This window comes from Peribacillus huizhouensis (assembly GCF_014138605.1).
Taxonomy (GTDB): Bacteria; Bacillota; Bacilli; order Bacillales; family DSM-1321; genus Peribacillus; species Peribacillus huizhouensis.
On sequence record NZ_JACJHX010000014.1, the window covers coordinates 1 to 21,089 of the forward strand.

The window sequence follows — 21,089 nt, forward strand, 5'->3', positions numbered from 1 at the left end:
CTCTCCCAGCCGTAGAATCAGTATTGACGGTTCTAAACCATTTTCATTCTCTGTGGTGAAGCGCTGATTTTTGCGCTTCATGGATGGCTAACGGGGAGCTTTAATTCAACAACGCGACCACCAATTTGGAGATATTTTCAATGTACAAAAATATCTAAAATCATACATTCGAAAAGACCCCTTCTTCAACTAAAGGAGTTTAATTGAGTAGTAAGAATTTAAGTAATGATAGTTGAATTAATCGATTAGAAGGTATAATAACTTATTTAAGATTAAACTAAATTTTTAAAAACCATTGCGGAAGGACCAGTCCATTGAAATATTTACAAAGGGATTTTTCTCTCGACTTAAATGAGTTAATTAAAGCTACTGAACAATCTTTTTATGAACATATCGAATTATTATTAAGTGAATATACACCTACTTTTACTGAGAGAAAACAAAGGATTAACCTTGAATTGAAAAAATACGGAACAGACCCTTTTAAACCTAGATATTTTTCTTTCGTTTCAGTAGAAATAGAAATAGAGAATAAAATGTTCAATAAAATTATATTTGAAGTTCCTATATGGAAGTGTCAAAGGTATCTTTTAGGTATACCACTTTCAACAAAAATCCCTGGAAGTAAGGTTATCGGGGAGTTAGTAACATTGGAAGAAGCTAAGAACGTGTTCAGAGAAATTATTGAAGACCACTTAAAATAGGATACATATTTTATTGAACTAACTGGTGCTTTAGTTGGACAGTGGGGTTGCTGTGGGAATCCCATTTCTTATTTGATCGTTACGATTGTGCCCTATCAGTTAGTGTACGATTTTTTGTCCAAAATGAAAATCAGTAAAGAAGTGCCCTTGCCCGCAAATTATGCATGGGCACTTTATTTCAATAGATATCCATTCTTTCTTTTGTGAATTAGTAATTGTACCAATCGTCGTAATCAACGTAGCCGCTATAACAACCACCACAACCACCACAACCACCACAACCACCACAGCTGAAGCAGCCGAAGCAACCGAAACATCGGAATCCACCACAACGCATACCGCCGCCACAACGCATGCCACCGCAACGCATACAACGCATACCGCCAAATATTCTCGGATCCTGACTCTGAGGACCCGTAGGAATTAACTGACCAACTTGGAAATTATCCATTCCTAAAGTTTGAAGTTCATTTTGAAAATTGAGCATGTTTACCTCCCCTGTTTATTTAAGAAAAATTGGTTAAACAGACATCTAACAAGAGATTTGAAGGAAGAAATTTTGTCAGTTATGTGTAATTAAGATATACTACGTTTACTCTCTTCAACAAAGTATGCTTACTTTTAGGTGACTGTTACTGATTTAAAAGCCTAATTCATGTTAAATGCTTCATAAAATGTTGTCTTTGGAAGTAACGATGGGGATTAATTTTATTCAACTTGTTTTAAATCTCAACGAAAGATCTCTTTAGGGGAAGACTTGCTTTTGAAAAGGAAGGTACCCTTTTATCCTTATTCTGGTTTTGGACTAAAGATGGACTACTCCCCTTGTTTATATCGGATTGGGTATGTGAAGTATTTCGCTTAAACTATCGGGCGCTTTTCTTTTACAAGGAACAGCGCTTTTTTCCATTAAAGGGCTATTTAATGAAGTAAGCAGTATTGAACTATAGAAGCAGGCTAGTTCAAATATCAATAGGATTATTAATTCTGGCTAACTTTGTAGGGTTAACTTTACAGAAGCTTTTTTGATTCCTGCAATAACATACTATAAGTTATTTAAATTTAAGATGTACAGTTATATGAGGATATCTTGAAAGGAGTTTACCTCATGAATATTACATCTTTTGTCGTATACTGTTTTATTGTTACGTTTACACCAGGACCTACTAATATCGTCATATTATCCACTGTTCATAATTCTGGGACAAAAAAGGCAATGGAATATACGTATGGAGCAACGATTGCCTTTGGTTTATTACTTGTTATTTCTGCTATGTTAAACACTTTACTTGTAACAGTTATCCCTAAAATTATCATTATAATGCAGATAATCGGAAGCTTATATATGCTTTATCTCGCTTATCAAGTCTACAAAACGGATGCATCGAAACCATCTGCAAATCAAACTGGTACGTTTATGTCAGGCTTCCTTACTCAATTTTTAAATCCAAAGGTAGTACTATTTACAATGACTGTCATTCCTACCTATATTATGCCTTACTATGTCTCAAAGTCTGCCGTTACAATAAGTGTTATAGCTATAATTGGTATTGGATTTTTGGCATTTATTACATGGGTACTTTTCGGGGCGATCTTCAAGAAGTTTTTACAGAAGCATAAAAAGGTTGTTAATGTACTGATGGCATTGTTTTTAGTTTATGCTGCAATCATGATATGGATGTAGGTAAGCTACTTAAGAGGTGAATTAAATTGGAAAAATTTATCTATAAAAAGTCAGCAGGTATTACTGCGTTGTCAGCAAGTATTACTGATTTTACCTATAAAAACCACTCTCACAAGGAGTATGCAATAGGCGTCACATTGCGTGGTATTCAGCAGTATAACTTGGATGGCAGTTTACAATTATCATATCAAAATGGTGTTATGCTTTTTAATCCAGAGCAGCCACATGACGGAAGGGCACATGATGAGACAGGCCTTGATTATGTGATGCTATATATTGAGCCACAATTGCTTTTAGAAGTTATTGAGAAAAAGGATATTGTACGTTTTTCAAACCCTATTGTGTACGATTATAGAATTGAACAAAGAGTTTTAAGTCTGGCTAATGCAATATTGAGCGAAAAAGATGAGGCTTTGTGCAGTGAATTACTTTTATCCCTCGCAGATAGCCTTATTCAAACTAATCTTTCTACGGATTACAAGAAAGATAACGCCCTAATTAGAAAAGCAAAGGATATGCTTCAAACCAACTTAGAAAATGTACTTAAACTTGACCAGATATGTAAAGAGCTTAATTTATCAAAATTTACATTTATTAGATTGTTCAAGGCTCATACTGGGATTTCACCATACCAATACTTTCTTAACTGTAAGATAGAACGTGCAAAGCAGTTAATAGAAAAAAATGGAGATATTTATTCAGCAGTAGCTGAATGTGGTTTTGTTGATTTAACCCATTTAAATAAACATTTCAAAAGTGTTTATGGAACAACAGCATTTGGATATATGTCACATTTAAATTGAGGAGGAGTTTTAAAATTTAAAGGGGAAATAAAATTGTCTCTAAAAGTAGGCGATAAAATTATATTTGAACGGACTTTCACAGTAGAAGATGTTGAATTGTTTACTAAGGCTTCAGGTGATGAAGGCTCACACCAGATGGTTTGGCATATTCTTAAATGCCGAAAATCGTATGGAATATTTAGAAAAGGCACTTGAAATTGGTGGAAAGAGTGAACAAAGAGTCTTGATGGAGATCATTAATTATTATCTTAATTTCCTTGAGTTTTCTTTTCACCACATTTCTGATGATGCCTACCTTGGTGATATTTCTGAGGACCAAGAGGCAGTTTTGAAAATTGAAAACCTCTCCACAGAAATGATTGATGTTGAAAGTAAAAAGTATGTTAATGAAAGTGCAAATTATTACAAAAATCTTTTGAATGACTGGATTGCTTTTAAAAGTGAGGGTAAAAAAGGTTTCCTAAAATGGTGTTCAGATAATGGTAAAGAATATGGATGGTCTAGCTCATACTATTACAAGAGTTGAACAAAGGAGTTATTACGGTAGCTCCTTTATCTTATTGAAAAACGGGGGTTTAGTTCAATAACCGCATAAAAATAAAAACAGTGGGAAACGAATGTTCCCACTGTTTTCTCGTTATTTAGCTAATGTTTTTATTATTCGTTTTGAAAATTTGACTGATTTAATTTCACTAACAAATGTTGAGCTTAAAAGTAATGTACCACCAAGCATTTGAACCAATGTCATCTGTTCATGCAGTATCATTGCGGAAATCAGTATTGCTACAAAGGGATCCACATAACTTAGCATAGCGATACTTTGTCCTTTTAATTTTTCCATGCCAGAGAAGAATAACCAAAATCCAATCCCTGTATTGATGATCCCTAAAATTAAAATAAATGGAATGGAAGAACTGGATACACCAAAAATACCAAAGCCGGAAGTCAAGAAAACGTATGGCATGAGCAGTAAAGCAGTTATTCCTAGTTGAATGATTGTTAGCTCTAACTTTCCCATATCTTTAATAAATTTATTTAATAGCAATAATGCAGCGTAAAACGCAGCTGCGATTATTCCATAGGAAAGTCCAAGAATATCATCTGTATTAGATGCACTTACGCCTTCACCAACAATTAAAACCAAACCAATGATCGCTACACCAATGCATATAATTTTTTTAATAGATAATTGTTCCTTAAGGATTAATGGAGAAAGAACCATCACAAACACAGGTGCAAAGTAGTAGCCTAGCGTTGCATTGGCAATTGTTGTATGGTCGTAGGATTGGTAAAGAAAAACCCAATTTCCACCCAATGCAATACCAGAAAGTAACAAAATTAAAGCATTCGATTTAACTAAATTCCATGATATTTTTTTCTTCATGATGTAGAATATTAATGTTAAAAATAAGCATCCTATGAAACTGCTTAGTAAGGCCCTTTCGCTCGAAGAAAGATCAATGTATCGAACAACTAAACCGATTGTACCGAAAATGACCATTGATAATATAAACTGAATTTTAGATTTCATTGTTTACTCCTTCGAATCTGCGAAACAGCTTATATTTCGCAGATTCTTAATCTGTTTTTAATATAAGCTTATTCAGTACTGATTTAACAAATCGAGTAAACGGTGGTGGCGGTGATGTTGAAAATGGCTTCCAAGTGTTTAAGTTTGTATTTGATAATGGCATCATAATTCCCCCTATTTCTATTAATAGATATTGATAGTGACAAGTTAAGCATTCCTTCATATAGAGCTACAAAGACAGAAGCTAGGTTGCCTCGTCATTACTTAAGAAGTTGTTGTTTCTTTCTTTAATTCATGATGTAAGACCTCACCCATACGTTTTATACCTTCCCTAATTTGTTCTTTCGTTGTATTCGAGTAATTTAGCCGTAATGTGTTCTTTTGTGTACCATTTGGAAAAAATGGAATACCAGGAACAATAGCCACATTATTCTTCAAGCACTCCACAAAGATTTTACTTGAATCAACAGAAGCAGGAAGCTCTACCCAAATAAATAACCCGCCGTCCGGCTTGCTGTAGGAGATATTTTTAGGGAAAAACTGATCGATGCAGGTAAGCATCGTTGTGCATCTTTCTTTGTATACAGCTTTAATTTTTTCAATATGAGCCTCTATATCATACAGTTCCATATATTTAGCCGTGATCCGCTGTGCAAAGCTGTCAGAGTGTAAGTCTGCTGTCTGCTTAAATGCCACGTATTTTTCAATAAATACTTCATCTGCACAAATCCAGCCAAGCCGAAGTCCCGGTGTGAAGATTTTCGAAAAGGTGCTCAGATAAATGACTCGGCCTTCTGTATCAAAATGTTTTATTGGCGGAAGGGCAGTTCCAGAAAACCGGACCGCTCCGTACGGATTATCTTCCACAATCAAAACGTCATACTGGCTGGCGAGCTCAATCATTCTTTTTCGTCTTTCAAGTTTGAGCGTTCGGCCTGTCGGGTTATGAAAATCGGGAATGGTATAAATAAATTTTGCCTGGGGATTCTCCTGAAGCTGTTTCTCCAGTGCTTCCATCATCATGCCGTCTTCATCCATCTCTACTTCTACAAAGTTGGCATTGTATACTTTAAAAGCATTGACCGCAGCCAGGTATGTGGGGCTTTCGCAAATGATGGTATCCCCTTCGTCAAGAAAGAGCCTTCCTGTCAGGTCAATAGCCTGCTGGGACCCTGATGTAATCAAGATTTGCTGTAAATGTGCTTGAATACCGATCGCATCCATCCGTTTAATGATCGCGTTTCTAAGCGGGATATATCCTTCTGTTGTACTGTATTGAAGTGAAGCAGGGCCATCTACTTTAAGAACGGCTTCACATGCCACATTTAGTTCCTCTACGGGAAACAGTTCCGGAGCCGGGAGACCTCCTGCAAAAGAAATCATTTCTGGTCGTTCTGTGACCTTTAAGATTTCACGCGTTTCAGAAGATTTAACCAAACTAGCTCTCTTTGCAAATTTGTTGCGCATTTCTAAATGCTCCTTATAATCATATTGTTTAACCATCATTAGCTATTTCCCTTCCCTTACTGTATCGAGGCGTGACATCCTCCCACTAATTTGAAATATCATAACATGTACAAAAAAGCCATACAATATTATAATTGTATGGCAAACAATATTTATTTTATATTTCAAAATATTTAAATTAATCTTTTGAGTGTAATAAGCGCTTTTTCAAGTTCGGCTCTCGTTTCTGGAGCACAAATCGCTAAACGCACGGCATTTGCCGGTGCAACATTGCCTACCGCAAATCGCCCTCCACTATAAACTTGTACCCCCTGTGCTTCAGCTATTTGTTCAAATTGGTCCCCTGAATAATGGTTCGGCAAATGTAACCAGCGAAACAGCCCTGTTTCTCCGCCTAAACAATTTTCCTTATCTAAATAATGATTGACCAATTGATTGCGAGCTTTAGTTTCCTCTTTATGAAGTCCAACAATGTTATCAAACTGACCCGATACAATTGCTCGTGCTGCTAACTCCGCAAATAGTGGTGATACGGAAATATTTAAGTTATAAAGAGCTTTACGAGTAGTATCCAGGAAGTTGTAAGGTACGGCCACATAAGCAAGACGGAGTCCAGGTGCCATCGATTTCGATAAACTCGCTACATAAATCGTATGCCCAGGAGCATATGCCGCTACGGGCGGCAATACTTTATCTTGGATTGAATGAAACATTCCATTTTCAATAATAAATAAATTATACTTTATGGCAATCTCCGCAATAGCCTTGCGAGTTTCAACGCTCATTGTATAGGTCATCGGATTCTGATAATCCGGAAGAATATATAAGCCTTTAATGTTATCATTTTTGCATGCATACAGAAGTGCTTCCGGACTCATTTCATCAGTTTCTGACCGAATCGGAACAAGCTGGATGCCCAGCATCGCGGCAGCTGTCTTTAAGCCTGGATATGTATGGTGATCGACACCAATCCGATCTCCATGCTGACAAAGACCCGCAAGTGTTGCGGTGATGGCATTTTGTCCGCCATTAGCCAGTAAGATCTGATCTCTAGTCGTTTCAACACCGGCATATTTTAATAATTTGACGCCTGCATCTTTTTGCCAAATCGTATCACCTGGCCGGCTGTACCCAAACCATCTCGCACCATCGGATTCTTGTAACATGGATTGCAGTAAGTCATGTAAAGGTCCATATGATACACGATCTGATAGCAGTGCACCCATTTCAATTAAATGTTTTGGCTTTTCTTCTGAAAGCAAGTATGCATTCGAAATCGCATCATATGAAACATAAGTGCCACTACCAATGGTTGCGCTAATCAGTCCTTTTAACTCAGCTAACTTAAATGATTTTGAGATTGTACTTAGATTCACATCCAAATAGTCTGCTAACTCTCTTTGTGGTGGAAGTTTTGTGCCTGGAACTAAGCGTCCCTCTTTAATGTCACATTCTAACTGCTTAGCTAATGCCTGATAAATCGGTCTATCTACTCGGTTTAACGTCGGCTTCCATGTCATTGGATAATCTTCAAATGAATTAATAGGCACAATCCTCATCCTTTTTCACACAATTATAAAATTGTATGGTAACAAATTCAAATCCGTAAATTCCTTTAAAATTTTTTACTAGAATATTCACTAACGGGGTGCTTTAGTTCCGTAAGAAATGATCAAACTTTATGATAAAACCTTGATTATTGATCTCAATTAAGTGACGTTTGTCAGTTTATCTGAATATAATGCCTACATAGGGAGTGATGATATTGAATGAGACCTGTGAATTTGATACAAATAAAAAAGTAATTCACTCCTTTCAACGAAGTATCGAAATTACTACAGCAATCCTGTTATTAACCGGGCAAATCACAATCATTGGCGTGTTTGTAAGACCAGGCAGATTTAGTCTCTCGTTAGGTGGTCCTCTTTTTGGAGGGCATCGTTTAGAAGGGAAGCACCATTCGCAAGAAGGTAACCTTTTTATCGATATACTGGACATCATTATAGCTATACTATTAATCAATGATGTAATACATGTGACTGGCACATTTGTTTCGTCTGGTGATTTTTCAATTAATGTTTCAGGTCCTATTTTCGGTTATCCTGAAGTTCTTCCGGCACTTCCAATTGAAGATTATAACTTTTTTAATAAAATTGTAACGCAGCATTATATCGTTCCACCGGAATTATTAACTAATCTAAAAGGGAATGAGTAAAATGTCATTAACAGATATTCCTACAGTAAAAACTTCTAGAAACAATACATTTTTAATAGTGCTTCCCATTATCATTTTCATATTTTTCTTTACTCAGCAAAAGTCCACGGATGTCTAAAAAAGGAATGATCTTAAAACTGAAAACTAGAAAAAATGGGAATTATTGAATTTAGGTTAGGGGTTAAACCTATTTTAGATATTATTATTGGAGTAAATGATTTAGAGGTAGTTAGCAAATTTATTGAGTCTTTAAACCAAATAGGATTTGAATTTGTTTATCATGAAGAATTTCCTAAAAGACGTTTCTTCCGAAAAGGAAAATGGAGAGCTGGTACACATCATATGCATTTTTATCAGTTTGAAGGAGAAGGCTGGAACAATCAAATTTTATTCAGAAATTATTTGAGAAATAATCCTGATGTTTTAAAAGAATATCACCAATTAAAAGTTGATTTGTCAGCAACGTTTCGTCTTGACAGAGTTTCTTATATTTAAAAATAAATCTCTTTTTATTCAGAAGATATTACAAAAAGTAAAAAAGAAGAACAGACAAAAAATTAAACATAGTGAAATAAAGGAAATGCTAAATTTTTAAACATCTTTAATAACCATCTATCTGATAAGTCGATAGATGGTTATTAATTTTTAGGGATAAAATTAAATGTAGTGTAGTGCTTTCAAAATAAACCATAATGATTAAACATAGAAAAAATCCCTGATATGAACTGCCCCGTAAATGTTAGTTGGTGTCTAACATTTACGGGGCAGTTCAAACCGGGGATTTTGTTTTATATCATTTATTGGAGTTCTCTAAAAGAATATCATGTCTTTGTACTAATGACTTTCCCTGTACATCTCTCAATATGCTTATCTTAAGTTATCATATATTCTAATACAATAATTTAGATTTAGTCATTTTAAACTATATTTACATTCAAATAATGACGGGCTAATGGAAACATAAGTTACTAAATTGTATATCAAGCCTTTTCTTTTAGTACTATGCTAATCCCTTAGTTGGCAAAGTAAATTTTTGTAGATTATCAGAACTAAGACTATAAGAAACAACTTTCTTCTTGGACTGCTTGACTACATCAACGTGATTATCGTAATTATAAACAAAGAAATAAACCTCTTTTTTGCCTTTTTTTACGTTGATGACAAATGGAGTAACATTAGTCTCTGGATGTAAAAATAATTTTTCATTACCTGGGAATATATAGTATTTTTTTAAAAAGTCAGCTTCATTAAAATAGTCAGTAAATCTAACCTTTTCTTCCTCTTTTAAATTCTTTCCGTTAAATGTTACAGTAACCTCTTTTGACTCAAGTTTTGGATGAAGTTCAAATTTACCTAAGACCCATCCCACCATTGCACTTGGAGGACTAAGTAAAAATTTGAGAATAAATCCAATTACTAAACTAATAACAACTGTCCATGTCATATGATATTAACTCCTTTTTTAATTCCAGTGAAAATGAAATCGTTTTGATCGTTTAACTGATTCACTATTATTGATTTTTATCCCGCTTTAACGGGCAGTAAAACCCCCACTGATTGAAGTTTCACTTTATAATAAAGACACCAATTTTAAAATGCAATTAAATATGAGATGTGTCACTAATTGTTCAAATAAGAAAAACTTTTTTAAAAAGGGATATTTAGCAGTTTAATAGGGTTTGAAAATATTAAAATGACTTGATATAAGGGCCTTCAATAAGAGTTCAGGATGAAGGGAAATGGTGTAATACAATAAAGTGGATGGTAAAATTCATTGAAAAATGGATGGGGACAAGCAGTACAATTTATTTTATAGTGATGATTTAGATGAAATATTATATTTGGGCATTTTGGACAGACTTTTTTATAAAAGTACATTAAAGTGGTGGCCTATGAAAATGTTGATTGCTTTTGTCGTGATTACTTTTATACTAGCTTTGGTTGGGGAAATATGGGAAGTGAGTAAGAGTGACAAAAAGTATAGTGGCTCTACTAAAAAAATAGTTCAAACTTAACATTCATACATGTTATCGCTATTCTATTATCTTTCCTTGCACTTGGTGTGTATATTAGTCTTTCCGTTTGGTGGGAATTAAGGTAATAACCTATGATGACTCAATAGGTTATTTATTTGTATTAAAGAAAAAGTAATGATAATTAGGTTACAATATATAAAATGAGTTTTTAAAGGGATGCAAATAAATGGACTGGAACATTGATCGAAAAGCTAAAAAACCGATTTATAAACAAATTGCTGAGTATATTGAAAATGGCATTGCAAATGGAACTTTTCCGCCAGATAAACCGCTACCCTCTGAGAGATACTTAGCTAAAGAGCTAAATATAAATAGGAGTACTGTTGTAGCCGCATATGATGAGCTTGAATCATATGGTCTCATTCAACGAAATCGTGGAAGTGGTACTACTATAAGTAAGGATATATGGGGAATAACTAAAAAACGTATACCTAGTTGGAACAGATACATTGAGGCAGGTTCATTTTTACCGAATCTACCGGTCGCCCAAAGAATACGTAAAGAGATGGAAGAGCAAAAATTAATCAATTTAGCCAGTGGTGAATTATCGGAGGACCTCTTTCCAATAAGCGCATTAAGAGAGATTACTTCAACACGGTCTTTTATCGGTAGGCTAGGTTATGACCATCCACAGGGGAATGCAGTTTTAAGGACTACAATTACACAGCATGTGATGGAGTTTCGAAATATTGAAACAAATCCTTCATCTATTCTAATTACTTCTGGTGCTCAACAAGCTTTACACCTAGTCGTTCAATGCTTATTAAAGCCTGGTGATGCAGTGGTGATTGAAGATCCATCCTATCATTATAATCTCCCAATATTTAAATCAGCAGGTTTAAAAATTTTCTATTTACCAGTAAATGAAGATGGTGTAGATTCAAATGAGTTATTGGAATTACATAAAAAACATCGCATAAGAATGATATTTTTAAATCCAGCTTTTCAAAATCCAACAGGCACCTTGCTTAAAGAGAGCCAGCAGAAAGCCATTTTAGAAATATCATCAGAACATGGAATACCTGTTGTGGAAGACGATCCGTATAGTTTAATGTCTTTTAAAGGAGAAGAAGTTTCGACATTAAAATCTCTTGATAAACATGGAAATGTCCTGTACATTAGCTCTTTATCGAAGGTCGTTGCTTCTGGTTTAAGAATTGGCTGGATTATAGGGCCAAGATCGGTAATAGAGAGATTATCTGATGCCAAACAACAAATTGATTTTGGTCATGCTAGCTTTACCCAATGGATCGCTAACGATTTTTTAGAATCAGAGCATTTTCATTCTCATATCAAGAAATTAGTGAAGGCATTAGAAAAGCGGCGCAATCAAATTGTATCAAGTTTTAATAATTTTCTAAAAGATGAAGTGGAGTTTACTATTCCTCAAGGTGGAATCCATATTTGGTGCAAACTAAAAAGAGATGTAGATGAAATGAAATTGTTGGAAAACTCCATAAAGCGAGGAATTATTTATGCTCCTGGGTCTATGATGGGATCTAAAAAATGTTATGCACGATTCACTTTTGCTAGAGAGAAAGAAGAGACTATAAATGAGGGAATAAAAAGGTTTGCGGATGCACTAAACTTAACCAGATGAACCAATCGGACCTTTACTGCCCATTAAGAGTGGGATAAAAAATAGTAACGTTATGGAACCGATTATCTTAGCTGATGTAAAAAATGATATGGCCGTTGCCCAAAATGAGAATTTCGCACCCGTTGCTGTATTAATACCAGTAAATAGTGAGCAAGAAGCGATTCAAGTTGCCAACGCAACTCCTTTTGGGTTAAGTAGGCTGTTTATTCTGGAATTTACTACTGTTAAATGGGTATCTGTTCAAAAAGAGCCTCGTCAATACCCATTTTCTTAAGTTTTCTATTTTAACAACAAAGAGGTAGACGATCTAGAATTATGGTAGTAATAAGCACATAGATAAAGCAGTCAGATTAATAAACGTAAGAACTATTTGACAGTAGTTAACATAAAACACCTTCTCAGAATTTGCAAAAAGTTAATCTTAGCAATAATGACAGGTATATTGTGGTTTTGAAATAAAATTCGATAATTAAAAAAAGTTTGATCAAAAATCCTGTATTGATATGCAGGATTTTTTCTTGTTCATCAATTGGGCCAGGTTGTTTAATAACGCTTTTAAGTACAATTGGGATTAATATTAGCAAAAGGAAAGAGGAATTTTAATAATTGGTTGATATCGGGATTAAAGAAAAATGATTGAGGATAATTGTCTGTCCTTAACTGAAACAACATATGATAAACTTAAATTAATAAAAATTTCCAAATAACCCCTTCTAAATAATAAAAGGAGATGTTGTATGTCTGATTCTGTTGGATTGTCACTAACCATTATTTTAGAAATTATAGTGTTTGGCTTGATCAACTTTTATACCTTCAAATTTTCTCAACAAAATATTAAAAAAAGGGTATGGGCAGGTATTATTTTTCTACTGCTAACGCCACTTATCTACTTCGGCACTTTATTTTTTGTTTTAACCTTCGATGAAAGCGGTTGGGGGGCAGGTATACTAACTGTTCTTTTTACAGGACTCTATATTATGAACGGCATTATTGTATTGTTGTTGTCTTCCATACGTTTATTTTTAGCTAAATCTAATTAATAAAATAATTTTTGAGTAATAAAAGGGAGCCTATATTATGATAGGCTCCCTTGCTTTATGTAGAATATCTACATTTCAATTTTTAATAAAATAAATTGTTATTAAGAGCCATTCTAATTTAATACCAAATCCCAAGTCTGCACACAATTCGATATTATAGGCTGGTCTGAAGATTGTGGAACTAAGTCTAGAGGGATCCCCATTCAGAGTTCATTTCATCATTTGAGAACTTAATAATCTATATAACTCTCTCGATTTTATCTTCAGCGCATTTTTCATTATTTAACTTTTTTTTCATTGGGAAGTAGTATAAAACTGCTGGGACTACCAATCCAATAACCCAAGCAATATCAGCCCCTTCGAATGCCTTCGCTATAGGTCCAACGTAGAATGATGTATTAATAAAAGGGATTTCTGCAAGGATTGATACAAGAAAAGCTATACAAGCTATCCAATTTATTTTTCCATATTGGCCATTTAAATCAAAAATATCTTTTACATTATAACGTCCACGTCGTAGCAAATAATAATCTACTAGATTAATAGAGGTCCAAGGAATTAAAAAGTAACTAATGAAAAAAATAAAGTTTAAGAAAAAAGCTAGGAAATTACTTTGACCTAATAAACATAGACCAGTTCCTACAACTGTTACGGAAAAGATCATGCCAATCCGAACTTTTGGTGTAACCTTTAACTTGATGAACGGCTCAATCGTTGTAATGGTTGCCATAAATGCACCATATAAATTAAACACATTGATGGCAAGTTGTCCAAAGATAATAATGAGGAACATGATTATGGCAAAGCTACCAAATAAATGTGCTAAATTTCCACCAGAGTGGTCAAGGAAGTTCGGAATCGCTATAGTCAAGGTTGCGCCTAATGTCATCATCCAGATAGTTCCAATTGAAGTTCCGGCATAACTATACCAAAATGTTTGAGATGCTGGAGTAGATACTGGAAGATAACGAGAATAGTCTGCAACATATGGAGCGTAGGCTAATTGCCATGTTGCTACCATACTTACCGCCAACAAAAATACCGGTAAATCTAAATTACCCATTGTCCAACTACCTGAAGGAAGCGGTAATTGAAAAACAATAAATGTGGCAACTAGATAAATAAGAAATGATGTCCAAGACAATAATTTCTGCATTTTATGAATTAAGTTATAACCGTAAATGGTTGCTATAAAACATAGAACATTTAAAAATACTATGCTCCATGTTTGGTCAATAGATGTTAAGCTACTTAAGGTTTGAGCTGCAAGCAAACCACTACTTGCAAAAAAACCTAAATAAACAAACATAACGAGAAACAATGGAAAAATAGCCCCTATTACCCCAAATTGCGCCCGGCTTTGAATCATTTGCGGAATTCCAAGTTGAGGACCTTGAGCCGAATGGGAAGCCATAAAAATGGCGCCTAGTAAGGTTCCTAAAATGATTGCTGCAAGACTCCAAAATAAATTAAGACCTAATGCAATGGGTAATGCCCCTGTTACTAGCGTAGTAATATGCATGTTTGCCCCAAACCAAATAGGAAATAAATCGCGAGCCTTACCGTGCCTCTCTTCTGCAGGAATATATTCAATACTTCGAGTCTCAACTTTCATTAATAATCCCCCCTTGTAAATTTACCTGTTACCATGTACCATGCAAGTTGAACCATACCATGTACCATGCAAGTAGCTTGATAGAAATACTATAATTGTAAGCGAATACAAATGTCAATATATTCAGAAAAAATTAAGACGGAAAAATTGTCAACTTCATGGTAAATTAATTAGCCTAGCCTTCATTAATAATTTCACTAATTGATTAACACTCTATAAGAAGTTCTTATCTTTAAGTAAAATGAAAATTCCTTTTACTTAAAATCGCATTATCAAGTATCAAGGATTCTTTGGCACCACTAATGTGACAAAAAGAGCAAATGCCCTTGTTTGTTTCTTAAACACATCTTCAGTCTTTCGACATCATCAATTTTCTTTAAATTGGTGGAATGCTATTGTTATGATGCTATGTGATAAAAACGAGTAAGTGAACTTGAGTCTAAAAAAACCTCATTACCGAGTCGATGTTACTGTAGAGAGATGGAAAAAATAACGAGTTAAAGCCCAGTGATCCTTATCTTTACTACATTCCTAATAACAACTTTAGGTGTCTATGAATTTTGAAGGAAGATAAATGGGGGCTGGCCATCTGGCCATCCACAAAGCCAATTACTTATTCTAAGCTAGTTAGAGAATTATAATCTTATAGAGATCGTGATGTAGTTGGATAGGCTACATATGATAACCGCGTAATGTATTCTAATAATAAATATAAAATTACTTAATGTTCATTGTCGTGAAAGGAAGAAAATCAAGGGAAGCTTAGTAGGGGCAATGATGTTTTAGTTAAAACAAATTCGTAGTGAATACTAATCTGTACTAAATGATTTTATTAAAGAATGGAAGATTAATAAAAAAATAAATTTTCTAAAATTTTAATTGACGTGCAATTTTGAATAATCTATACTTACCTTATCAACCAACCTTGTATGGTACATGGTACATACTTAAGAGGAGGCGTTTTTCATCACAGCTATATTGACATTAGGCATTACTGCTCAAGTTTCTAACGCAATTCGTGAAGCTATTGTTACTGGTGAATATGAGCCAGGTCAAAAGTTATCAGAAGCTGTTTTATCCGAGTATTACAAAGTAAGTAGAACGCCAATTAGAGAAGCATTAAAACAATTAGAAAGAGAAGGGTTAGTTGAAATTATTCCCAGAGTAGGAACATGTGTAACAAAGCCTACTGAAAAGGAACTAAATGAATTATTTGCTTTAAAAGAAGTTTTGGAAGGGCTTGCAGCAGGTCTGCTAGCGGAAAGAGGGAATTCCGAAGAAATTAATAAACTAAAAGCAGCAGTTGCTGACATGGAGAAGGCTATACAAATTTCAGATAATAAACAGTATGTGGAAGCGAATAATACTTTTCATACTGTCATTCTAGAAGGGGCCGACAACTCTAAATTAACTACTATGCTAAATTTGTTACTCAATCAAATACCTTATAACCGGTATGTTTTTGTAACTATTGAAGATCCGATACGCCTTAAACAATCGCTTAAAGAACATCAGTTAATCTTAGCAGCCATAGAAAACGGTAACTGTGAAGAAGCTGAGAAATCCATGCGAGAGCATGTTAGAGCAAGTGGAGCTAAACTTAAAACTGATATTGCAAAAAAATTAGGGACAAGAAATATAAATTAATGGGGGTATATGATTTATGAAATTTGGAATCTTCGCCAACCTTGCTGGACCAGGCCGACACGATGAGTATTACAAGGTTCTAGATGAAGCCCGTGAACAAGCTATTTACTGTGATGAAAATGGGTATGATTCAATTTGGTACACCGAGCACCACTTTGGTCATGAAGGCAATGAATTAATATCTAACCCAATTTTAATGGGGGCTGATATTGCAGCTCGTACAAAGCGAATTCGAATTGGACAAGCTGCCAATGTTGCAACTTTCTGGCACCCGCTTCGTTTGGCAGAAGATATTGCCATGCTTGACCAACTGAGCAAGGGCCGTGTAGAAGTTGGTTTAGCTCGAGGATTATACGGAAGAGAAGCGGCTAATCTAAACTCATTGGCTGATCCAAAAAACCAAGAGCAAAACCGGGCACTGTTTGAAGAAACGTTAGAGATTTTACAGAAAGCTTGGTCGAATCGTTTCTTTTCACATGAAGGCGACATTTATCAATTTCCTCCTAAAGGATTGAAATGGAGTCATCCAATGAGCCCAGCAACACCGGATTTTATGGACATGGAAAAAGGTGAAATTAATAAAATCTCGCTTATGCCTAGACCATATCAGGAATCACTGCCTTTGTGGCAAGTAATAGATTCTCCTCGTTCAATTGAATGGGCGGCAGAGAATAATATTAAAGGCATGTTTTGGATGCCGACTGTTAAAGAATTGAAAGGGCGTTTTGAACTATATCGTGAAAGGGCTTCCAAATCTAGAGGCTATGATGTACCGCTTGGTCAAGACATCGCTTTGGTTCGCGATGTGTATGTTGCTGAAACAATGGAACAGGCTCGTCAAGATGCTGCAGAAGCAGTATTAAACAACTATCGCTGGATTTGTCATTGGAGAGGACTTAGCAATCTCATGGATCCAGGGGAAAAAGTCAAAGATGGACAAGAGTTGAATTATGATTTCTTGCATCCAAGGAATTTATTATTTGGTACACCAGACTATGTAGCAGAAAAAATTCAAGAGTTACAGGAAGAACTCAATTTAGAAACTTTACTACTTTGGGTGAACCACAATGGTTTACCGCATGAAAAAATGATGAAAAGTTTGAAATTGTTCACTGAAGAAGTTATGCCAAAATTCACAAAAACTAAACTGGGGGTTATGTAAATGTTGGAAATTCGCAAAGTGTATACAGCCGTTGAAGAAACACGTATTGAAGGTGGTAAGAAAGTAGATAATCCAATCAAGATGATAACAACGATGGCAGTCATCAAAAATCCTTGGATTGATAGAGGATATGTTGAAAACTTAAAGCCGGAAATTGATGAATATGCACCGGAAATAGGCGAACTATTAGTTGCTGAGTTATTTAAGCATATTGGTTCACCTGATGAAGTAGAAGCATTTGGCAAGGCAGCAGTTGTAGGAGTGGATGGGGAAATTGAACATGCTTCAGCATTTATCCATACATTAAAATTCGGCAATAAATTCCGTGATGCTGTGAAAGGAACGAGTATTTTAAGTTTTACGAATAAGCGAGGCGGTGCAGGCTCCGCTGTAATGATTCCAATGGTACATAAAACTGACGAGTCTGAGCGTTCTCACTTTGTAACTTTTGAAGCAGCTATTCCTGATGCACCAAGAGCGGATGAGATTGTTGTCGCAATCGGGATTTCTACAGGAGGACGTCCACATCCTAGAACAGGCAACCGCCATCAAGACATGATTGAAATGGGGCTGGTTTAATGCCAATAGCATTACATGGAAAAGATTCGATTCATTATGAAGAAAAAGGAATTGGTGAATCGCTCATTCTAATTCATGGTGTTGGCCTAGATCATACTATGTGGGCAAAGCAAGTTGAAGACTTGTCGAAACATTTCCGTGTTATCGTATATGACATGGTTGGGCACGGAGGATCTGAGCATCCTCCGGGTCCTTATTCCCTAGCACAGTATGTCGAGCAATTAGCAGCACTTATGGATTACTTACAAGTGGAGAAAAGCCATATTATAGGCTTCTCAATGGGTGGCATGGTCGCTCAAGCATTCGCATTGAAGTATAAGGAAAAAATGAAAACGTTAACAATCATGAGTGCCGTTGCTAATCGTACGAAAGAGCAGAGAAAAGCCATATTAGCAAGAGTTGGAGAAGTGAAGGTACAAGGACCAACTGTCTCAATTGAACCAGCCATTCAACGTTGGTTTAATCATGATTTCTTAAATACCCAGAAAGAAACAGTTGATAGGATTCGGACAAGGCTCCAAACAAATGAACCTTTATCATATTTAGCATCATATACACTTTTTGCAACTGCAGATGAAGAACTATGGCCGCAGCTTCAGCAAATCGAGCTTCCAACCTTAATTATTACAGGTGAGGATGATATTGGATCTAATCCAGAAATGGCAAGACAGATGCACGAACAAATTGCCCAGTCAGAAATGGTGATTGTACCGAATATGAAACATATGTTACCGATCGAAGGGGCCCAATTTGTAAATGATACGATCCGAATGTTTATAGATAAGCAAAAGGATTAGCGGTATAAGGGGGAGCGAAAATGACAGAGCTCAAAAAATATCAAATGTATATAAATGGAGAATGGGTAGAATCAGCTAGTGGTGAATATTTCGATAGCTATAACCCTGCAACCGGTGAAGCATGGTGCCAAGTCGCAAAAGGGAACGCTGAAGATGTTGATCGTGCTGTTCAATCTGCTCATAATGCTTTCTTGCATTCAGGGTGGGTGAATATGACATTCACAGAACGAGGGCGTCTTGTTAGAAAGCTTGGAGAGCTGATTGCTGAACATGCTGAAGAGCTTGCGGAAGTTGAAACACTTGATAACGGAAAATTAATTCGTGAAATGCGTGGTCAAGTAAAGTATTTGCCTGAATTTTTCTATTACTATGCAGGCCTTGCAGATAAAATTCATGGAAGAACCTTACCAATTGATAAAAATGATATGTTTGCTTTTACATCAAAAGAACCGCTTGGAGTAGTAGCAGCTATTACACCTTGGAACTCTCCTCTTTATTTAACAACATTGAAATTAGCGCCCGCTCTTATTGCAGGGAATACAATCGTTATTAAGCCTTCTGAAATGACCTCGGCATCTCTCTTAGAATTAGTAAAACTAGTAGAGAAAGCTGGATTTCCGCCTGGGGTCGTAAATGTAGTTACGGGCTTTGGAATGCCTGTCGGGGACTCGCTTACTTCACATCCACTTGTAAGGCGCATTGCCTTTACTGGTGGATCGGAATCTGCTCGTCATATTGTCAGAAATTCGGCACAAAACTTTGCACAGGTATCACTTGAACTCGGAGGAAAATCACCTAATATCGTATTTGAGGATGCCAACCCAGATAATGCAGCGATGGGAATTATAGCAGGAATCTTTGGTGCCTCAGGACAAAGTTGTGTTGCTGGTTCTCGTGCATTTTTACATGTAGATATTTACGATAAAGTCATGCAAAAACTCGTTGATCGTGTGTCGCAAATTAAAATTGGTGATCCATTTCAAAATGAAACTGAAATGGGGCCATTGGCAACGCAAGCACAATTGGAGCGTGTTGAGAAATATGTGTCTATCGGGTTGGATGAAGGGGGCAAACTTGTTCACGGTGGAAAAAGACCTAAGCAATTAGAAAAAGGTTGGTACTTTGAACCTACTATCTTCGAACACACTGATAACAAGTCACGTATTACCAAAGAAGAGATTTTTGGTCCTGTCTTAAGTGTTATTCCTTTTAAAGATGAAGCTGAAGTTATTCAATTAGCCAATAGTACAGATTACGGATTAGCAGCTGGGATTTGGGTGAGTGATATTGCAAAAGCTCATCGGGTGGCAAAAGCGATCCGTGCAGGAATCGTATGGGTGAATACATATCGTAGTATATCACCGATAGCGGCAATTGGCGGCTCTGGTTTAAGTGGCTATGGCAGAGAAGGCGGATATGAAGCCATTCATGAATATATGCAAGACAAAGTGGTTTGGATCAATACATCCTCTGAACCCATTCCTGATCCGTTCATCATGAGGTAAATATTAATAGGTAAAAATCACTTTATAAGTAAGGGCTATTAATAGGAGGGAAAATGTAATGCAGTTACTGGGGATTTCAGGAACAATAACTGGTTCAAAAACAAAAGTTGTGATTGAAAAGGCATTGGAAGAAGTAAAGAAAAATCATCCTGATATCGAAATCGAATTGCTTGATTTGAAAAAGTATGATGTTCAGTTTTGTGATGGTCGTGATCCATCAACATATACAGGGGACACCAAAGAAGTAATTGATATCGTAGCATCAGCGGATTTTTACATAATTGGAACACCGATATTTCAAGGATCACTGACAGGAGCTCTGAAAAACTTGTTTGATTTAGTACCTCCTGCGATTTTTCGAAATAAAGTGATGGGCTTTATTGCTACTGGCGGAACGTACCAACATTATTTAGTGATTGAGAATCAGCTAAAGCCAATTGCAGGTTATTTCCGTGCATTCGTTGCACCAAGTTCTGTTTATGCACATAATGATCATTTCAGTCCGCAAAACGAACTAGTTGATGAGAATGTATTAGAACGTGTATCTTTGCTAAGTGAAGAAGTCGTTTTTATGCAAAAAGCATTAAAAAACACGAATCAAGTGACACAAGTCATTTGATCGAGAGACCTTTATTGACAAATGATATAAGGATGAAATAAGAAACTGTTTATCTTCATGAAAACAACATGTTTTGACATAAGAA

The 21,089-nt window shown here is 35.6% G+C and carries 21 protein-coding genes and 1 pseudogene; 16 read left to right on the forward strand and 6 right to left on the reverse strand.

Features of this window, described 5'->3' with window-relative positions:
- Positions 1-314 precede the first annotated feature (314 nt).
- Positions 315-704: a hypothetical protein gene (locus HNP81_RS17845; protein WP_182503505.1), complete on the forward strand. Its 390-nt coding sequence runs from the start codon at positions 315-317 to the stop codon at positions 702-704.
- 208 nt (positions 705-912) lie between these two features.
- Here the strand turns inward: HNP81_RS17845 and HNP81_RS24750 are convergent, their stop codons facing one another.
- Positions 913-1,191 carry a heterocycloanthracin/sonorensin family bacteriocin gene (locus tag HNP81_RS24750; RefSeq protein ID WP_182503506.1) on the reverse strand — a complete coding sequence of 93 codons (279 nt, stop codon included), beginning with the start codon at positions 1,189-1,191 and terminating at the stop codon, positions 913-915.
- 621 nt (positions 1,192-1,812) lie between these two features.
- On the opposite strand from HNP81_RS24750, the gene HNP81_RS17855 reads away from it, so the two are divergent.
- From HNP81_RS17855 to HNP81_RS17865, 4 genes and pseudogenes are all read left to right on the forward strand, one after another.
- On the forward strand, positions 1,813-2,388 hold the full coding sequence (locus tag HNP81_RS17855) for a LysE family translocator (protein WP_028390079.1): 576 nt from the start codon (positions 1,813-1,815) through the stop codon (positions 2,386-2,388).
- A 26-nt stretch (positions 2,389-2,414) separates the two neighbouring features.
- Positions 2,415-3,191 carry an AraC family transcriptional regulator gene (locus HNP81_RS17860; RefSeq protein ID WP_182503507.1) on the forward strand — a complete coding sequence of 259 codons (777 nt, stop codon included), beginning with the start codon at positions 2,415-2,417 and terminating at the stop codon, positions 3,189-3,191.
- 33 nt (positions 3,192-3,224) lie between these two features.
- A pseudogene (locus tag HNP81_RS24005) lies at positions 3,225-3,323 on the forward strand (enoyl-CoA hydratase); the annotation flags it as partial.
- 37 nt (positions 3,324-3,360) lie between these two features.
- The gene (locus HNP81_RS17865; protein WP_182503508.1) at positions 3,361-3,717 is read left to right on the forward strand and encodes a hypothetical protein; all 357 of its coding nucleotides are present in this window, start codon (positions 3,361-3,363) and stop codon (positions 3,715-3,717) included.
- Between the two features lie 111 nt (positions 3,718-3,828).
- Here HNP81_RS17865 and HNP81_RS17870 read toward each other — a convergent pair whose 3' ends face one another.
- From HNP81_RS17870 to HNP81_RS17880, 3 genes are all read right to left on the reverse strand, one after another.
- Positions 3,829-4,722, reverse strand: coding sequence for a DMT family transporter (locus tag HNP81_RS17870; RefSeq protein ID WP_182503509.1), 894 nt, complete (start codon positions 4,720-4,722; stop codon positions 3,829-3,831).
- A 264-nt stretch (positions 4,723-4,986) separates the two neighbouring features.
- Positions 4,987-6,189 (reverse strand): aminotransferase-like domain-containing protein, encoded by a 1,203-nt coding sequence (locus HNP81_RS17875; RefSeq protein ID WP_182503576.1) that lies wholly within the window; start codon positions 6,187-6,189, stop codon positions 4,987-4,989.
- Positions 6,190-6,362: 173 nt separating this feature from the next.
- Positions 6,363-7,739, reverse strand: a complete 1,377-nt coding sequence (locus HNP81_RS17880; RefSeq protein ID WP_182503510.1) for an aminotransferase-like domain-containing protein — start codon at positions 7,737-7,739, stop codon at positions 6,363-6,365.
- A 209-nt stretch (positions 7,740-7,948) separates the two neighbouring features.
- Between HNP81_RS17880 and HNP81_RS17885 the strand changes: the two genes are divergently transcribed.
- Both HNP81_RS17885 and HNP81_RS17890 read left to right on the forward strand, forming a co-directional pair.
- Positions 7,949-8,404: a hypothetical protein gene (locus HNP81_RS17885; protein ID WP_028390084.1), complete on the forward strand. Its 456-nt coding sequence runs from the start codon at positions 7,949-7,951 to the stop codon at positions 8,402-8,404.
- Between the two features lie 153 nt (positions 8,405-8,557).
- Positions 8,558-8,899, forward strand: coding sequence for a GrpB family protein (locus HNP81_RS17890; RefSeq protein ID WP_182503511.1), 342 nt, complete (start codon positions 8,558-8,560; stop codon positions 8,897-8,899).
- Between the two features lie 505 nt (positions 8,900-9,404).
- Here the strand turns inward: HNP81_RS17890 and HNP81_RS17895 are convergent.
- Complete coding sequence (locus HNP81_RS17895) at positions 9,405-9,848, reverse strand: YfmQ family protein (protein WP_028390085.1); 444 nt, start codon at positions 9,846-9,848, stop codon at positions 9,405-9,407.
- Positions 9,849-10,606: 758 nt separating this feature from the next.
- Between HNP81_RS17895 and pdxR the strand changes: the two genes are divergently transcribed.
- From pdxR to HNP81_RS17910, 3 genes are all read left to right on the forward strand, one after another.
- Positions 10,607-12,040, forward strand: a complete 1,434-nt coding sequence (pdxR, locus tag HNP81_RS17900) for a MocR-like pyridoxine biosynthesis transcription factor PdxR (RefSeq protein WP_182503512.1) — start codon at positions 10,607-10,609, stop codon at positions 12,038-12,040.
- A gap of 34 nt (positions 12,041-12,074) precedes the next feature.
- Complete coding sequence (locus HNP81_RS17905) at positions 12,075-12,314, forward strand: aldehyde dehydrogenase family protein (protein WP_312859700.1); 240 nt, start codon at positions 12,075-12,077, stop codon at positions 12,312-12,314.
- Between the two features lie 463 nt (positions 12,315-12,777).
- On the forward strand, positions 12,778-13,080 hold the full coding sequence (locus HNP81_RS17910) for a hypothetical protein (RefSeq protein WP_028390089.1): 303 nt from the start codon (positions 12,778-12,780) through the stop codon (positions 13,078-13,080).
- Between the two features lie 238 nt (positions 13,081-13,318).
- Here the strand turns inward: HNP81_RS17910 and HNP81_RS17915 are convergent, their stop codons facing one another.
- Positions 13,319-14,695: a purine-cytosine permease family protein gene (locus HNP81_RS17915; protein WP_182503514.1), complete on the reverse strand. Its 1,377-nt coding sequence runs from the start codon at positions 14,693-14,695 to the stop codon at positions 13,319-13,321.
- Between the two features lie 978 nt (positions 14,696-15,673).
- On the opposite strand from HNP81_RS17915, the gene HNP81_RS17920 reads away from it, so the two are divergent.
- Genes HNP81_RS17920 through HNP81_RS17945 form a run of 6 tightly spaced genes read left to right on the forward strand, consistent with a single transcriptional unit; the run spans position 15,674 to position 21,004 of the window.
- Positions 15,674-16,342, forward strand: a complete 669-nt coding sequence (locus HNP81_RS17920) for a GntR family transcriptional regulator (protein ID WP_220478628.1) — start codon at positions 15,674-15,676, stop codon at positions 16,340-16,342.
- Between the two features lie 16 nt (positions 16,343-16,358).
- The gene (locus tag HNP81_RS17925) at positions 16,359-17,504 is read left to right on the forward strand and encodes an LLM class flavin-dependent oxidoreductase (protein ID WP_182503515.1); all 1,146 of its coding nucleotides are present in this window, start codon (positions 16,359-16,361) and stop codon (positions 17,502-17,504) included.
- Entirely contained in the window at positions 17,505-18,083 is a 579-nt protein-coding gene (locus HNP81_RS17930) for an amino acid synthesis family protein (protein WP_028390093.1), read from the forward strand.
- The gene (locus tag HNP81_RS17935; RefSeq protein WP_182503516.1) at positions 18,083-18,880 is read left to right on the forward strand and encodes an alpha/beta fold hydrolase; all 798 of its coding nucleotides are present in this window, start codon (positions 18,083-18,085) and stop codon (positions 18,878-18,880) included. The genes HNP81_RS17930 and HNP81_RS17935 overlap by 1 nt, the downstream gene beginning before the upstream one ends.
- Positions 18,881-18,900: 20 nt before the next feature.
- Positions 18,901-20,385: an aldehyde dehydrogenase gene (locus HNP81_RS17940; RefSeq protein ID WP_028390095.1), complete on the forward strand. Its 1,485-nt coding sequence runs from the start codon at positions 18,901-18,903 to the stop codon at positions 20,383-20,385.
- A gap of 58 nt (positions 20,386-20,443) precedes the next feature.
- Positions 20,444-21,004: an NADPH-dependent FMN reductase gene (locus HNP81_RS17945; RefSeq protein WP_182503517.1), complete on the forward strand. Its 561-nt coding sequence runs from the start codon at positions 20,444-20,446 to the stop codon at positions 21,002-21,004.
- Positions 21,005-21,089: the final 85 nt, after the last annotated feature.

Excerpts from the sequence above, each read along its gene's own strand:
- HNP81_RS17925 (WP_182503515.1), top strand. The coding sequence starts at position 16,359 with ATGAAATTTGGAATCTTCGCCAACCTTGCTGGACCAGGCCGACACGAT.
- pdxR (WP_182503512.1), top strand. The coding sequence starts at position 10,607 with ATGGACTGGAACATTGATCGAAAAGCTAAAAAACCGATTTATAAACAA.
- HNP81_RS17945 (WP_182503517.1), top strand. The coding sequence starts at position 20,444 with ATGCAGTTACTGGGGATTTCAGGAACAATAACTGGTTCAAAAACAAAA.
- HNP81_RS17885 (WP_028390084.1), top strand. The coding sequence starts at position 7,949 with ATGATATTGAATGAGACCTGTGAATTTGATACAAATAAAAAAGTAATT.
- HNP81_RS24750 (WP_182503506.1), bottom strand. The coding sequence starts at position 1,191 with ATGCTCAATTTTCAAAATGAACTTCAAACTTTAGGAATGGATAATTTC.
- HNP81_RS17940 (WP_028390095.1), top strand. The coding sequence starts at position 18,901 with ATGACAGAGCTCAAAAAATATCAAATGTATATAAATGGAGAATGGGTA.
- HNP81_RS17855 (WP_028390079.1), top strand. The coding sequence starts at position 1,813 with ATGAATATTACATCTTTTGTCGTATACTGTTTTATTGTTACGTTTACA.
- HNP81_RS17935 (WP_182503516.1), top strand. The coding sequence starts at position 18,083 with ATGCCAATAGCATTACATGGAAAAGATTCGATTCATTATGAAGAAAAA.
- HNP81_RS17870 (WP_182503509.1), bottom strand. The coding sequence starts at position 4,722 with ATGAAATCTAAAATTCAGTTTATATTATCAATGGTCATTTTCGGTACA.
- HNP81_RS17930 (WP_028390093.1), top strand. The coding sequence starts at position 17,505 with ATGTTGGAAATTCGCAAAGTGTATACAGCCGTTGAAGAAACACGTATT.
- HNP81_RS17915 (WP_182503514.1), bottom strand. The coding sequence starts at position 14,695 with ATGAAAGTTGAGACTCGAAGTATTGAATATATTCCTGCAGAAGAGAGG.
- HNP81_RS17865 (WP_182503508.1), top strand. The coding sequence starts at position 3,361 with ATGGAATATTTAGAAAAGGCACTTGAAATTGGTGGAAAGAGTGAACAA.
- HNP81_RS17910 (WP_028390089.1), top strand. The coding sequence starts at position 12,778 with ATGTCTGATTCTGTTGGATTGTCACTAACCATTATTTTAGAAATTATA.
- HNP81_RS17875 (WP_182503576.1), bottom strand. The coding sequence starts at position 6,189 with ATGCGCAACAAATTTGCAAAGAGAGCTAGTTTGGTTAAATCTTCTGAA.
- HNP81_RS17890 (WP_182503511.1), top strand. The coding sequence starts at position 8,558 with ATGGGAATTATTGAATTTAGGTTAGGGGTTAAACCTATTTTAGATATT.
- HNP81_RS17895 (WP_028390085.1), bottom strand. The coding sequence starts at position 9,848 with ATGACATGGACAGTTGTTATTAGTTTAGTAATTGGATTTATTCTCAAA.